This is a genomic window from Mesorhizobium sp. CA10 (assembly GCF_020165285.1).
In the GTDB taxonomy this organism is placed as follows: Bacteria; Pseudomonadota; Alphaproteobacteria; order Rhizobiales; family Rhizobiaceae; genus Mesorhizobium.
On sequence record NZ_JAIUHV010000010.1, the window covers coordinates 104,145 to 117,444 of the forward strand.

Consider the following 13,300-nt stretch of genomic DNA (forward strand, 5'->3'; position numbering starts at 1 on the left):
AAAGACGATGGCGAAAGCAGCTACCCCGAAGACCGCCGCCAAGGCGGCACCGGCCCCCAAGGCGGCGAAGGCCCCGGCAGCCGCCGAGAAGGCCGCCGCTCCGGCGAAGAAGGCGGCCGCTCCGGCCAAGGCCGCGGCTTCCGCAGCCAGCGTTGCGGCCAAGCGCGTCGGCGCCGCCGGCAAGGTCCGCCAGGTCATCGGCGCCGTCGTCGACGTGCAGTTCGAGGATCACCTGCCGGCCATTCTGAACGCGCTGGAAACCGACAATGTCGGCAACCGCCTGGTGCTCGAGGTGGCCCAGCATCTCGGCGAGAACACCGTGCGCTGCATCGCCATGGACTCGACCGAAGGTCTCGTTCGCGGCCAGGAGGTCTATGACACCGGCGCGCCGATCTCGGTTCCGGTCGGTCCCGGCATGCTCGGCCGCATCATCAACGTCATCGGCGAGCCGGTCGACGAGGAAGGCCCGGTCGACGGCGTCGAAATGCGCGCCATCCACCAGCCGGCTCCGGCCTATGTCGATCAGTCGACGGAAGCGCAGATCCTGGTCACCGGCATCAAGGTCCTCGACCTCCTGGCGCCTTATGCCCGCGGCGGCAAGATCGGCCTGTTCGGCGGCGCCGGCGTCGGCAAGACCGTGCTGATCCAGGAACTGATCAACAACGTCGCCAAGGCGCATGGCGGCTTCTCGGTGTTCGCCGGCGTCGGCGAGCGCACCCGCGAAGGCAACGACCTCTATCACGAGTTCATCGAATCGGGCGTCAACAAGAAGGGCGGCGGCCAGGGCTCGAAGGCAGCACTTGTCTACGGCCAGATGAACGAGCCGCCGGGCGCGCGCGCCCGCGTCGGCCTGACCGGCCTCACGGTCGCCGAATATTTCCGCGACCAGGGCCAGGACGTGCTGTTCTTCGTCGACAACATCTTCCGCTTCACGCAGGCGGGCTCGGAAGTGTCGGCGCTGCTCGGCCGCATTCCTTCCGCCGTGGGTTACCAGCCGACGCTGGCGACCGACATGGGCGCGCTGCAGGAGCGCATCACGACGACGACCAAGGGCTCGATCACCTCGGTGCAGGCCATCTACGTGCCGGCCGACGACTTGACCGACCCGGCGCCGGCGACGTCCTTCGCCCACCTCGATGCCACGACCGTGCTGAACCGCGCGATCTCGGAAAAGGGCATCTATCCGGCCGTCGATCCGCTGGATTCCACCTCGCGCATGCTCGACCCGATGGTCGTCGGCGAGGAGCACTATCAGGTTGCCCGCCAGGTGCAGTCGATCCTTCAGCGCTACAAGTCGCTGCAGGACATCATCGCCATCCTCGGCATGGACGAGCTTTCGGAAGAGGACAAGCAGACGGTGGCCCGCGCCCGCAAGATCGAGCGCTTCCTGTCGCAGCCGTTCTTCGTCGCCGAAGTGTTCACCGGATCGCCGGGCAAGCTGGTCGACCTCGCCGACACCATCAAGGGCTTCAAGGGCCTCTGCGCCGGCGACTACGACCACCTGCCGGAAGCCGCCTTCTACATGGTCGGCGGCATCGACGAGGCGGTCGAGAAGGCGCAGCGCCTCGCGGCTGAAGCGGCATAAGAAAGCGAATAGGGAGTAGTGAGTAGTGAGTAGAGAATAGCGGTGTGATCCGGGCGGTGGCGTCCCTTCACTACTGACTATTCACTATTCCCTACCTGCTAAGGTTTACATGGCTGAAGCTTTCAAGTTCGAACTGGTCTCACCGGAGCGGCTGCTCGTTTCCGAGCAGGTCGAGTCGGTCGTCATCCCGGGTGCCGAAGGCGAGATGACGGTGATGGCGCAGCACGCGCCGGTCATGACGACCATCAAGCCCGGCGTCGTCACGATAAAGACCGCGGGCGGCAAGGAAGAGCGCTTCGTCGTGTTCGGCGGTTTCGCCGACATCCTGCCTTCCGGCTGCACGCTTCTTGCCGAATCGGCGACGCATGTGAACGACATCGATCGCGCCGATCTGGCTCGCCGCATCCAGGAGGCCAAGGAAGACGCGGCCGACGCCAAGGACGACGAGAGCCGCAGCAAGGCTGAGCAGTTCCTCAGCCAGCTCACCACGCTGGAAGGGGCGCTGCTGCCGGCCTGATTTCGGCTCCCGGGAAGCGTTTTACAAAGCGGGGCTAGTCCCGCTTTTTTGTTTTTGCTGTTTACGAGACAGTCTCGCGCTGCATAGAGCGCAATCCCAGGCGGGTAGGCGGGCGAATAGCTATTCGGCCAGCCTTGGCGGCTCGCTGCCGATGCCGAGCGCGGCGAGAGCCAGCTTCGGACCGCCCTGCTTGAAATGGACGAGGTGGGTGGCGACAAACTCGATCAACCTTTGTCGTTCCGCGTGGCCTTTGGCAAAGCCGGCGAGGTCGAACACGGCCTCGGCCATTGTCGTCGTCGGCAGATTGCGGCCGAACAGGTCGCCGAGGGCGGCATCGAGCGGATCTGTGAAGTGGCCCTCGGGCAAAGTGTTGCCGCGAGCGGCGCAGGCGGCGATCCAGGCGGCGACAACCAGCGACAGATGTTCCGGCAGCAAGCCAGCCTCCAGCCGGGCGAGGGCGGAGGCGACGATGCGCTGCGGCAGCTTCTGGCTGCCGTCATTGGCGATCTGCGCAGTGCGGTGGGCGAGCGCCGTGTTGGAAAAGCGTTCGGCGAGCTCGGCCGTATAAGCGCTTGTGTCGAGCCCGGCCTGCTGCGGCAGGGTTGGAATGGCCTCGGCCCAGAGCCAATCGACGAACTGCCGGATCGACGGATCGGCAAAGGCGCGGTCGACGGTGGCGTGGCCGCTGAGCAGGCCAAGATAGGCAATGCCGGAATGCGCGCCGTTGAGCAGCCTCAGCTTCATGTCCTCGAAGGGGCCGACATCCTCGACCATGGCGACGCCGAATTTCTCCCAGGCCGGCCGCCCCGCGGGAAAGCGGTCCTCGATCACCCATTGGCAGAACGGCTCGGTCATCACCGGCCACGCGTCATCGATGCTGAGCTCGCCAGCGATGCGGGCGCGATCGGCGTCCGTGGTCGCCGGCACGATGCGATCGACCATTGAGGACGGGAAGGCCACTTCATCGGCGATATGGCCTGCCAACGGCCGGTCGCCGGAGCCTGCCTGGGCGTCGCGCAATTTCGCGAACTCGACCATCAGCCGGTGCAATGTGGCGCCGTTGGCCGGCAGGTTGTCGCAGCAGAGCACCGTAAAGGGCGGCGTGCCGGCCGCACGGCGGCGCGCGAGCGACTCGGCGAGAAATCCATGCGCCGTCTTTGGCGATCCGGGGTTGGCGAGGTCGTGGACGATATCGAGGTGAGCGCTGTCGAGCGTGCCGTCGGCTGCTCTCAGATAGGCTTTTTCGGTGATGGTGAGCGTGACGATGCGGGTGCGCGGATCGGTGAGCGCGGCGAGCACAGCGCCAGGGTCCTCCGGGGCGACGAGCAAGGACTGGATCGAGCCGATCACCTGCAGCTGCTCGCCGGCGCTGTCGCGGATTGCCAGCGTGTAGAGCCCGTCCTGCGGCGCCAGCGCATCGCGCGTGTCGGGGCTACGCAGCGAGACGCCGATGATGCCCCAATCGCTCTCGCCATCCGCCAGACAGGCATCGACATAGGCGGCCTGATGGGCACGGTGAAAGGCGCCGACGCCGAGATGGACGATGCCGGGCGCGACGGATTTGCGGTCGTAGCGAGGCACCAGAACTTCGGCCGGCAGCTCCGCAAGGGTGGCGTTGGACAGACGGCCGTTCATGGAAGCTGGTCTCCGATCGGAAAACGACGGCAGCGACCTAACACCCGCTGTCGCCGTGCACAATGGCCACGTTCCTTTCGCAAGTCATCATACAACTACATAATATTTGTATGTTGACATTATCTCTGACCGATCTACCAATAGCGAAGCCTGGGAGGAGCCGCGTGGCCGCATTGACCGATCCGGACCTGCTGTTCGCGCCGGAAACGCGATCATTGGCGCGCGCCCTTTATGCGGGTGTGAAGGACCTGCCGATCGTCAGTCCGCACGGCCACACCGACCCTCGCTGGTACGCGCTCAACGAACCGTTTTCCGACCCGGCGCAGCTCTTGATCGTGCCGGACCATTACATTTTCCGCATGCTGTTCAGCCAAGGCGTGCGGCTGGAGGAACTCGGCGTCCCGACGCTCGACGGCGCACCCGTCGAAACCGACGGCCGGGCGATCTGGCGGCGCTTCGCCGAGCATTATTATCTCTTCCGCGGCACGCCCACACGGCTGTGGCTCGATCATGTGTTCGAGCATCTGTTCGACATCAGGGAGCCGCTTACCGCAGCCAGCGCCGACCGCATCTACGACACGATCGCCGCGCTGCTGCAACGCGACGACTATCGGCCGCGCGCGCTGTTTGAACGCTTCAACATCGAGGTGATCGCGACGACCGAAGGCGCGCTCGACGATCTCAAATGGCACCGGACGATCCGCGACAGCGGCTGGAAGGGCCGCGTCGTCACCGCGTATCGGCCGGACGCCGTGGTCGATCCCGATTTCGAGGGGTTCCCGGCCAATCTGGATAGGCTCGGCGAGATCACCGGATGCGACACCGGCAGCTGGTCCGGCTATCTCGAGGCGCATCGAAAGCGCCGCGCCTATTTCAAGGAGTTCGGCGCGACCTCGTCCGATCACGGCCATCCGACGGCCGAGACCGCCAATCTCTCCGACGCGGCGGCGCAGGAGCTGTTCAACCGCATCCGGCGCGGCTCCGAGGATGAGCGCGAGCGAAAACTGTTCCGAGCCCAGATGCTGACCGAGATGGCCAAGATGAGCCGCGACGACGGCCTGGCGATGCAGATCCATCCTGGATCATGGCGCAATCATTCGCCTTCCGTTTTCCGGAAATTCGGCCGCGACAAGGGCTTCGATATCCCGACGCGGACCGATTATGTGTCGGCGCTGAAGCCGCTGCTCGACTGCGTCGGGCTGGAGCGCGACCTCACGATCATCCTGTTCACGCTCGACGAGACGAGCTATGCGCGCGAGCTGGCGCCGCTCGCCGGCGTCTATCCGGCGCTCAAGCTCGGGCCGGCTTGGTGGTTCCACGACAGCCCGGAAGGCATGCGCCGCTTCCGCGAGATGACCACCGAGACGGCGGGCTTCTACAACACCGTCGGCTTCAATGACGACACGCGCGCCTTCCCGTCGATCCCGGCGCGCCACGACGTCGCGCGGCGTGTCGACTGCGCCTTTCTGGCGCGGCTGGTCGCCGAGCATCGCCTCCGGGAGGAGGAGGCGCATGAGCTGGCGCGGGAGCTTGCCTACTCGCTTGGCAAGAAGGCGTACCGGCTCTGAGCCGGGACATCCGAGATTTTTGAAGGGAGGAAAGACATGTTGCGTATTTCGAGATTGCTGGCCGCGACATTCGCCATCGGGTCCTTGGTGATCGGAGCCGCGCAGGCCGAAACCGTCCTGCGCTCTTCGGACACCCATCCGGACGGCTATCCGACAGTCGAGGCGGTCAAATACATGGGCGAGCTGATCAAGCAGCGCACCAACGGGCGCTATTCGATCGAGGTCTATCATTCGGCGCAGCTCGGCGAGGAAAAGGATACGATCGAGCAGACCCAGGCCGGCGTCATCGACCTCGATCGCGTCTCCATGGGGCCATTCAACGGCATCGTGCCGGAAACCGCCGTGCCGTCGTTGCCCTACATCTTCCGCTCGGTCGAGCATATGCGCCATGTCATGGACGGGCCGATCGGCGACCAGATCCTGAAGGCGTTCGAGGCGCATGACCTTGTCGGACTCGCCTTCTACGATTCCGGCGCGCGCTCCTTCTACAACACCAAGAAGGACATCGCCTCGATGGCAGACATGAAGGGCATGAAGTTCCGCGTCATCCAGTCGGACGTCTTTGTCGACATGGTCAATGCGCTCGGCGCCAACGCCACGCCGATGGCCTATGGCGAGGTCTATTCGGCGCTGCAGACCGGCGTCATCGACGGCGCCGAGAACAACTGGCCGAGCTTCGAATCCGCCAAGCATTACGAGGTCGCCAAGCACTACACGCTGGATCAGCACCAGATCGTGCCGGAGGTGCTGGTGATGTCGAAGGCAAGCTGGGACAAGCTGGCGCCGGAAGACCAGGCGATCGTGCGCCAGGCGGCCAAGGACAGCGTCGTCAAGATGCGCGAGCTGTGGGACGCGCAGGAGAAGAAGTCGCGCGACATCGTCGAGAAAGCCGGCGTCAAGATCAGCGAGATCGACAAGCAGCCGCTGATCGACGCCATGAAGCCGGTCTACGACAAATATCTGTCGACGCCCGAGCTCAAGGACCTCGCCGCCCGTATCCAGGCGACGAAATGACCGGGATGGGCAACGGGCCCGGTGGCACGGAGGCTTCCGTGCTGCCATCCAGCCGGTCGGGTCCGAAAGGATTCTGGCTGCGGGTGGAACGCACCCTTTCCGGGCTTGCGCGGTTGGCCTTGTGGGTCAGCGGCACCGGGTTGACGCTGATGACCGTCATCATCTTCTGGCAAGTCTTCTCGCGCTACATGCTGAACCGCTCGCCGAGCTGGACCGAATCCTCATCCGTGCTGCTGATGGGCTGGTTCATCTTTCTCGGCGCCGCCGTCGGCGTGCGCGAGCGCACGCATCTCGGCTTCGACGTGCTGCTCTATGTCTTGCCTGCCTCGGCCAAGGCGGTGCTGCGCAGCATTTCCGATCTCGTCGTGCTGGCCTTCGGCGCCGGCATGATCGTCTATGGCGTGCAACTCGCCAGGTTGACCTGGAACACGGTGATGCCGTCGCTCGCATTGCCCGGCGGCGTCAGCTTCCTGCCAGTCATCATGGGAGGCGCGCTGGTCTGCCTGTTTTCACTCGAGCGGCTGGCGGGGCGCTTTGCCGGGCTGCCGGTCGATGCCGACATCTACGCAACCGGCGAGGAGCTCTGAACCATGGCACTGATCGTGCTTTTCGGCACTTTCGTCTTCCTGCTGGTTATCGGCACGCCGATCGCGTTCTGCCTCGGCGTCGCCAGCTTCGCGACGATCCTCACGATCGGCCTGCCGCCGGTCGTTGTGTTCCAGCGGCTCAATTCCGGCGTCAGCGTCTTTTCGCTGATGGCCATCCCTTTCTTCATCTTCGCCGGCGACCTTATGGTTCGCGGCGGCATCGCCGCCCGCCTGGTGGCATTGGCCGGGTCCCTGGTCGGCCACCTGCGCGGCGGTCTGGGACAAGTCAACATTGCCGCGTCGACCATGTTCGGCGGAATTTCCGGTTCGGCGGTAGCCGATGCCTCAGCGGTCGGCGGGCTGATGATCCCGCAGATGAAGGCGCGCGGCTACGGCGTCGACTATGCCGTCAACATCACCTCTGTCGGCGCCATCATTGCGCTGCTGATCCCGCCGTCGCACAACATGATCATCTATTCGATCTCGGCCGGCGGCCGCATCTCGATCGCGGATCTTTTCACCGCCGGGGTTCTGCCGGGGCTGCTGCTGGCCTTGTCGCTGATGGTCACCGCCTATCTGGTGGCAAGCCGGCGCGGCTATCCGACGGAACCTTTTGCCGGTTTCGGCCGGGCCTTGCAGCTGCTTGTCGCCGCCATTCCCGGGCTGATCCTGATCGGCATCATCTTTGGCGGCGTGCGCTCCGGTGTCTTCACCGCCACCGAAAGCTCCTGCATTGCCATCGTCTATGCTTTCCTGGTGACGTTGATCATCTACCGCTCGATGAGCTGGAACGATTTCGTCACCGCGACCACGGCCGCGGTGCGCACGACAGCGATGGTGCTGATGATCATCGGCTGCGCCGCGGCCTTCGGCTGGCTGCTGGCCTATCTCCGGGTTCCGGCAGCGCTTGTCGCGTTTTTGCAGTCCGTGTCCGACAACAAGCTGGTCATACTGCTCCTGATCAATGTCGTCCTGCTCATCCTCGGCACATTCATGGATATGTCTCCGCTCATCATCATCACCACGCCCATCTTCCTGCCGGTGGTGATGGCCTATGGCGTCGATCCCGTGCATTTCGGCGTCATCCTGATCCTCAATCTCGGCATCGGCCTTTGCACACCGCCGGTCGGCGCGGTGCTGTTCGTCAGTTGCGCCATCGGCCGCATTCCCATCTGGACGGCAATGCGCTCGATCTGGCCGTTCTATGGAGCGGCCTTCATGGTGCTGATGCTTGTCACCTACATACCGGAAATCTCATTGTGGCTGCCGAGCCTGTTTCACTAGGAGGGCACCACGTGTCTCAAACAGTTGCCGACCTCAGGGTCGAACGGAAGCCGAAACTGTCGGAGACCGTGGTCGCGGCGATCCGCAAGCAGCTCTTGGCGGGCGAGGTTCCGCCCGGACAGAAGCTGCCAACCGAAGGCCAGCTGACGGAGACTTTCGGCGTCAGCCGCACGGTCATCCGCGAGGCGCTGGCCAAGCTTGCCGCCGACGGCCTGGTCGAAGCGCGGCAAGGCGCCGGCGTCTTCGTCAGTGAGCACATCTCGACCACCTTCGGCGTTTTGGCCGCCGACATGGGAGCCAAGGATTCGGTCGCGCTCAACGTGCTCGAGGTCCGCCTCGCGATCGAGATCGAATCGGCGGGCCTGGCCGCCATCCGCCGCAACGCCGCCCAGGAGGCCGCGATCCAGGAGGCCTTCTTCGAGTTCGAGCGGCTGCTGCTCGCCAGCCAGCCGACCGGCCCGGCCGACCTCGCCTTCCACCGCGCGATCGCCAGCGCCACCAACAACCCGTTCTATGTCGAGATGCTCGATGTGCTGGGACGCCGCGCCATTCCTTGCGACGTGACGTCGCCCTGGTCGACAGAGCTCGTCCAGTCGGACGAGTACCAGCGCGGCCTGCAGCGCGAGCATCTCGTCATCCTCAATGCGATCTCGGCGGGCGATGCCGAGGCCGCGCGCGAGGCGATGCGCACGCATCTGACCCGCAGCCAGCAGCGCTACCGCGAGCGGCTGCAGGCCAGACAGGCCTATTATGCCAATTCGCTGAAAGCCGCATCGACCGAGTGACCATCAGACAAGGCCTAGAAATGGACCATACACACACCGAATTTTCCTCGCGCTTCGCCATCGATCCCATCACCGCCGCGGCCATGGGGACAGACGAGTTGCGCCACCATTTCCACGTCGAGGGGCTTTTCCAGCCGGGCCTCGTAAGCCTGACCTACACGCATTACGACCGCATGATCGTCGGCGGCGCCATGCCTATCGACAAGATCCTGCCGCTCGAGGCGATCAAACCGACCGGAACCAAGGCTTTCCTCGACCGCCGCGAACTGATCGCCGTCAACATCGGCGGCGCCGGCACCGTCACGGCCGACGGCATGGCTTACGAATTGGCGGCGCGCGACATGGTCTATCTCGGCATGGGCGCTGAGCAGGTGTCGTTCGCCTCGGCGGAGCCCGACAAGCCGGCAAAATTCTACCTGCTTAGCGCACCGGCGCATTGGACCTATCCCAGCCAGTTAATCCGCATCGGCGACGCCAGGCGGATCGATCTCGGCAGCCAGGCGACCAGCAACGAACGCTCGATCTTCCAGTTCATCCACGCCGGCGGCGTCAAGACCTGCCAGCTCGTCGTCGGCATCACGCAGCTCGCGCCAGGCTCGGTGTGGAACACCATGCCTTGCCATGTGCATGACCGGCGCATGGAAGCGTATCTCTACTTCGATCTGCCGGAAGGGCAGCGCGTCTTCCACTTCATGGGCGAACCGGACGAGACGCGCCACATCGTCATGCGCAGCGAGGAGGCGGTGCTGTCGCCGGGCTGGTCGATCCATTCGGGCGCCGGCACATCCAACTACGCTTTCATCTGGGCGATGGCCGGAGACAATGTCGACTATGCCGACGTCGACCAGGTGGCGATGGATCAATTGCGGTGAGCGATCTTTCCGCCTTCAGCCTCACGGGCAAGCGCATCCTGGTCACCGGCGCCAACACCGGCATCGGCCAAGGCATCGCCGTATCGATCGCGCGCGCCGGCGGCCTGGTCGTCGGCGTCGGCCGTTCGGCGATGGATGACACCGCCGGGAAAGTCGCGGCCGCGGGCGGCAGCTTCGAAGCGGTGAAGACCGATCTCGGCGATCCGGCCGAGGCAGCCGCCATGCTCGACCGGGTTTGGGACGAGAGCGGCCGGCTCGATGGCCTCGTCAACAATGCCGGCATCATCCGGCGCGCCGATGCGGTCGACCTGAGCGAAGCCGACTGGGACGAGGTGATGGATGTCAATTTGAAGACGGTCTTCCGGCTCTGCCAGAGCTTTGCCAGGCGCGTGCTGGCGGAGCCCGGACGGCGCGCCAAGATCGTCAACATCGCGTCGGTGCTGAGTTTCCAGGGCGGCATCCGCGTTGCTTCCTATACGGCCTCGAAGCACGGCGTGCTTGGCCTCACAAGGCTGCTCGCCTGCGAATGGGCGGCGAAAGGCATCAACGTCAACGGCATCGCGCCGGGCTATATCGAGACCAACAACACCGAGGCGCTGCGCGCCGACCCGGACCGCAGCGCGGCCATCCTCGGGCGCATCCCCGCGGCGCGCTGGGGGCGGCCCGACGATATCGGCGACGCAGCCGTGTTCCTGCTGGCGCGGGCGTCGGACTATATGCATGGCGCCGTGGTGCCGGTCGATGGCGGCTGGCTGGCGCGGTGACCGTCTCCCGCCGGAAAACCGCGCCGGACCTTTCCTGGATTTTGCTTTACAAGCCGAACGGAAGCTGAGCGATGACCGATATCTTTTCGCATGCGGGCGAAAAAACCTGGGAGCCGACGCCGGACGGCAACAGGCGGCGCGTGCTGGTGCATACCGACCAATTGATGATGGTCGAGTTCGCCTTCGACAAGGGTGGCATCGGCGTGCTGCATTCGCATCCCCACGTCCAGGCAAGCTATGTCGCCGAGGGTCGCTTCGAGGTCACTGTCGACGGCCGATCGGAGATCCTCGAAACAGGCAGCAGCTTCATCGTGCCGTCCAATCTCGTGCATGGCGTCAAGGCGCTGGAGGCCGGGCGGCTGGTCGACAGTTTTGCGCCTTGCCGGGTCGATTTCCTCGGTTAGGGCAGGTCGGCGGTTCTATCGGACGCCGATTGCACCGGAGCGGTTTCACGCCTTTCCGGAACCGCTGCGGCCGCCATGTGATCGCGGCGGCCTGTCGCGAGCAGGCGATGCGCGGCATCGAGTATGGCCTCGACCGGCGCGTCGGCGACATTGGCCGAACGGCCTCGCCTTGGCGCCGTGACGACTTCGACCGCATTTGAAAGGGGGCGCCAGCGCTCCATATTGGCGCCGTTGTTGACGATCACCGCCGGCGTCATGACGGCGGCCATGAGATGCGCCAGTCCGCCCTCCATGCCGATATAGGCGACGGCCATCTCGCCCAGCGCAAGCAGGAGATCGTCGAAGCTTGCAATGTCCGGCGCCAGTTCCGGACCGGCCACCTGGAGGCGGCCTTCCCTTGCGAGGAGCGCCGGTGGCGCCGGTCCGCTGCCGGGGGTCGCCAGATACAGCACCCGGTAGCCGGCATCGATGAGATTGCCGGCAACAGCCACCACCTGATCTTCGCTCATGCACTTCCTGCCATGGGCATTGCCGCCAAGCAGGACGAGCGGACGGCCGCAACCGCCGCGCAGCTGGCGCGCCAGAGCCCGCGCGGCGTCCGGCACATCGAGCCTGTGATCGAAAGGCAGATGCCGCCCCGCCAGACGCTCGACCAGCCGGTGGTAGCGCCAGGCATTGTGTTCCGGCCGCAGCGTCAACCGCGTGCCCCAGCGCAGCGACAGAAGATGGCCGGCAAAGTTCGCTTCGTAGCGGATGCCCCGGCCTGCAAGTCGAAGAGCCGTGAGCATTAGGCCCGGCACGCCGGTGCGCAGATCGACGACGATGGCTTTGCGGCCGCGCTGCGCGAATTCGGCGAGGATGGCTGAAAGCGGCGTCTTCGTCCTGAAATCGTCGACGAGATGCGCGACATGCTTGTGCAACACATGCGAGAGCGATGAGCCGCGCATGGCGCCGTAGACGACACGGCTTTGCGGAAAGGCCGTCCTCGCCGCCCGCAGGGCCGGAATCCGCAGCAGGCCGTCGCCAAGCGCGTCGTTGCGGGCATAGAATATCAGCGCGGGCGCGGACGAATCCATGGCGGAGACGGATTCCATTGCTGTGGTGTCGGAGAAGCAGGACGACTGCGGAAGAATAATATCAGCAAGCCCCCGGCTGAGTTCTGCAAGAATATGCCTGGTTTCTTTTATAAAGAAAGCGCGATCTCGTCACCCCGCCGACGCCGGCCATGCGGGCCTTCTGTCGCGAATTCAGCTATGACATGCCTGCCTGGGACCGGCGCCGCCGGGTGAAGCGTTTCAGCGCTGCTGCAGCGCCAGGCGTATGCCGAGCGCGCAATATATGCCGCCGACCACCTTGCCCTGCCATTTCAACACCGCCGGATTGCGGCGCAGCAAGGAACCCAGGCCGCCCGCACTGACGGCGAAGACGACCGTGCTGAAGAGCCCGAGCAGGACAAAGATGATGCCAAGCTGCATCAGCTGCAGCACCACGAAACCACCTTGCGGGTGCACGAATTGCGGCAGGAAGGCCAGGAAGAACAGGGCGGTCTTCGGATTGAGCACTTCGGTCAGGATCGCCTGCCGGAAGGCCCGGCCCGCGGAAATGGGGAGCGTCGTGGCCGCCAGGTCTGCCGGCGCCTTTTCGAAAATGGCGCGGATGCCGAGATAAACGAGATAGGCCGCGCCGATATATTTGACGATGCTGAACAGCATCGCCGAAGCGGCGACGACGGCCGAAATGCCGACGATGGCCATGATGGTGTGGATCACGTCGCCAGCCGCGACACCGGCGCCGGTGGCGATGCCGACCTTCGTGCCCGAGCTCGTCGCCCGCGCGACCGTGAGCAGCGTCGCCGGCCCCGGGATGAAGACGAAGCCTAACACGACCGCGATGTAGGTGACGAGCGTCGCGGGATCGATCATGCCAAGGCTCCTTTTGCGTCGAGCGTCGCTCTTCATTCGGAGCGGCTCGGCGTTATAGCACCGCAGAACGGGCCGGGGGAACTCTCGGGCGGCGAAGTCGGCGATCGCCGCGATTCGAGCGGAATGTCGTGACGGCCTTCCACGCTTCGATGATTTCGTCGCAAGCGTACGCTGTCCCCACAGCCCTGTCGTTCGAAGCCGCCGGGAATGGACCGCGGCATTGCTTTGACCTTTCGTTTCAATGCACGTCGTTGTATCGAACGACAAGGCCGAACGATGCCGGATCGGCAATCGAGCCAAGGCGCCTGCCCCAGGCGGCGGCAAGATCAAGGGGGCTGGCTTGGAAGAGCAAGCGACATGTGA

The 13,300-nt window shown here is 64.9% G+C and carries 13 protein-coding genes; 10 read left to right on the forward strand and 3 right to left on the reverse strand.

Annotated elements, in window-relative coordinates; translation table 11 throughout:
* The first annotated feature begins 7 nt into the window (after positions 1–7).
* Both atpD and LB535_RS20750 read left to right on the forward strand, forming a co-directional pair.
* A complete protein-coding gene (gene atpD / locus LB535_RS20745) occupies positions 8–1,585 on the forward strand; it encodes a F0F1 ATP synthase subunit beta (RefSeq protein WP_224633508.1) in 1,578 nt (525 codons plus the stop codon).
* 109 nt (positions 1,586–1,694) lie between these two features.
* On the forward strand, positions 1,695–2,102 hold the full coding sequence (locus LB535_RS20750; protein ID WP_095769727.1) for a F0F1 ATP synthase subunit epsilon: 408 nt from the start codon (positions 1,695–1,697) through the stop codon (positions 2,100–2,102).
* Positions 2,103–2,222: 120 nt separating this feature from the next.
* Here LB535_RS20750 and LB535_RS20755 read toward each other — a convergent pair whose 3' ends face one another.
* Entirely contained in the window at positions 2,223–3,737 is a 1,515-nt protein-coding gene (locus LB535_RS20755; protein ID WP_224633509.1) for a mannitol dehydrogenase family protein, read from the reverse strand.
* A gap of 164 nt (positions 3,738–3,901) precedes the next feature.
* On the opposite strand from LB535_RS20755, the gene uxaC reads away from it, so the two are divergent.
* The 8 genes from uxaC (at position 3,902) to LB535_RS20795 (ending at position 11,015) form a co-directional block, all read left to right on the forward strand.
* Complete coding sequence (uxaC, locus tag LB535_RS20760; protein ID WP_224633510.1) at positions 3,902–5,305, forward strand: glucuronate isomerase; 1,404 nt, start codon at positions 3,902–3,904, stop codon at positions 5,303–5,305.
* Between the two features lie 36 nt (positions 5,306–5,341).
* Entirely contained in the window at positions 5,342–6,319 is a 978-nt protein-coding gene (locus LB535_RS20765; protein ID WP_224608666.1) for a TRAP transporter substrate-binding protein, read from the forward strand.
* 83 nt (positions 6,320–6,402) lie between these two features.
* Positions 6,403–6,906: a TRAP transporter small permease gene (locus LB535_RS20770; protein ID WP_224633511.1), complete on the forward strand. Its 504-nt coding sequence runs from the start codon at positions 6,403–6,405 to the stop codon at positions 6,904–6,906.
* Between the two features lie 3 nt (positions 6,907–6,909).
* Positions 6,910–8,190, forward strand: a complete 1,281-nt coding sequence (locus tag LB535_RS20775) for a TRAP transporter large permease (RefSeq protein WP_224633512.1) — start codon at positions 6,910–6,912, stop codon at positions 8,188–8,190.
* An 11-nt stretch (positions 8,191–8,201) separates the two neighbouring features.
* Positions 8,202–8,975 carry a FadR/GntR family transcriptional regulator gene (locus tag LB535_RS20780; RefSeq protein WP_095769722.1) on the forward strand — a complete coding sequence of 258 codons (774 nt, stop codon included), beginning with the start codon at positions 8,202–8,204 and terminating at the stop codon, positions 8,973–8,975.
* Positions 8,976–8,995: 20 nt separating this feature from the next.
* A complete protein-coding gene (gene kduI / locus LB535_RS20785; protein ID WP_224633513.1) occupies positions 8,996–9,847 on the forward strand; it encodes a 5-dehydro-4-deoxy-D-glucuronate isomerase in 852 nt (283 codons plus the stop codon).
* Positions 9,844–10,611: a 2-dehydro-3-deoxy-D-gluconate 5-dehydrogenase KduD gene (gene kduD, locus LB535_RS20790; protein WP_224633514.1), complete on the forward strand. Its 768-nt coding sequence runs from the start codon at positions 9,844–9,846 to the stop codon at positions 10,609–10,611. The genes kduI and kduD overlap by 4 nt, the downstream gene beginning before the upstream one ends.
* A gap of 71 nt (positions 10,612–10,682) precedes the next feature.
* The gene (locus LB535_RS20795) at positions 10,683–11,015 is read left to right on the forward strand and encodes a cupin domain-containing protein (RefSeq protein WP_224633515.1); all 333 of its coding nucleotides are present in this window, start codon (positions 10,683–10,685) and stop codon (positions 11,013–11,015) included.
* On the opposite strand, the gene LB535_RS20800 is transcribed toward LB535_RS20795, so the two are convergent.
* Positions 11,012–12,109: a glycosyltransferase family 9 protein gene (locus LB535_RS20800; protein WP_224633516.1), complete on the reverse strand. Its 1,098-nt coding sequence runs from the start codon at positions 12,107–12,109 to the stop codon at positions 11,012–11,014. The genes LB535_RS20795 and LB535_RS20800 overlap by 4 nt on opposite strands.
* Positions 12,110–12,310: 201 nt before the next feature.
* Positions 12,311–12,937: a LysE family translocator gene (locus tag LB535_RS20805; protein WP_224633517.1), complete on the reverse strand. Its 627-nt coding sequence runs from the start codon at positions 12,935–12,937 to the stop codon at positions 12,311–12,313.
* Positions 12,938–13,300 lie beyond the last annotated feature (363 nt).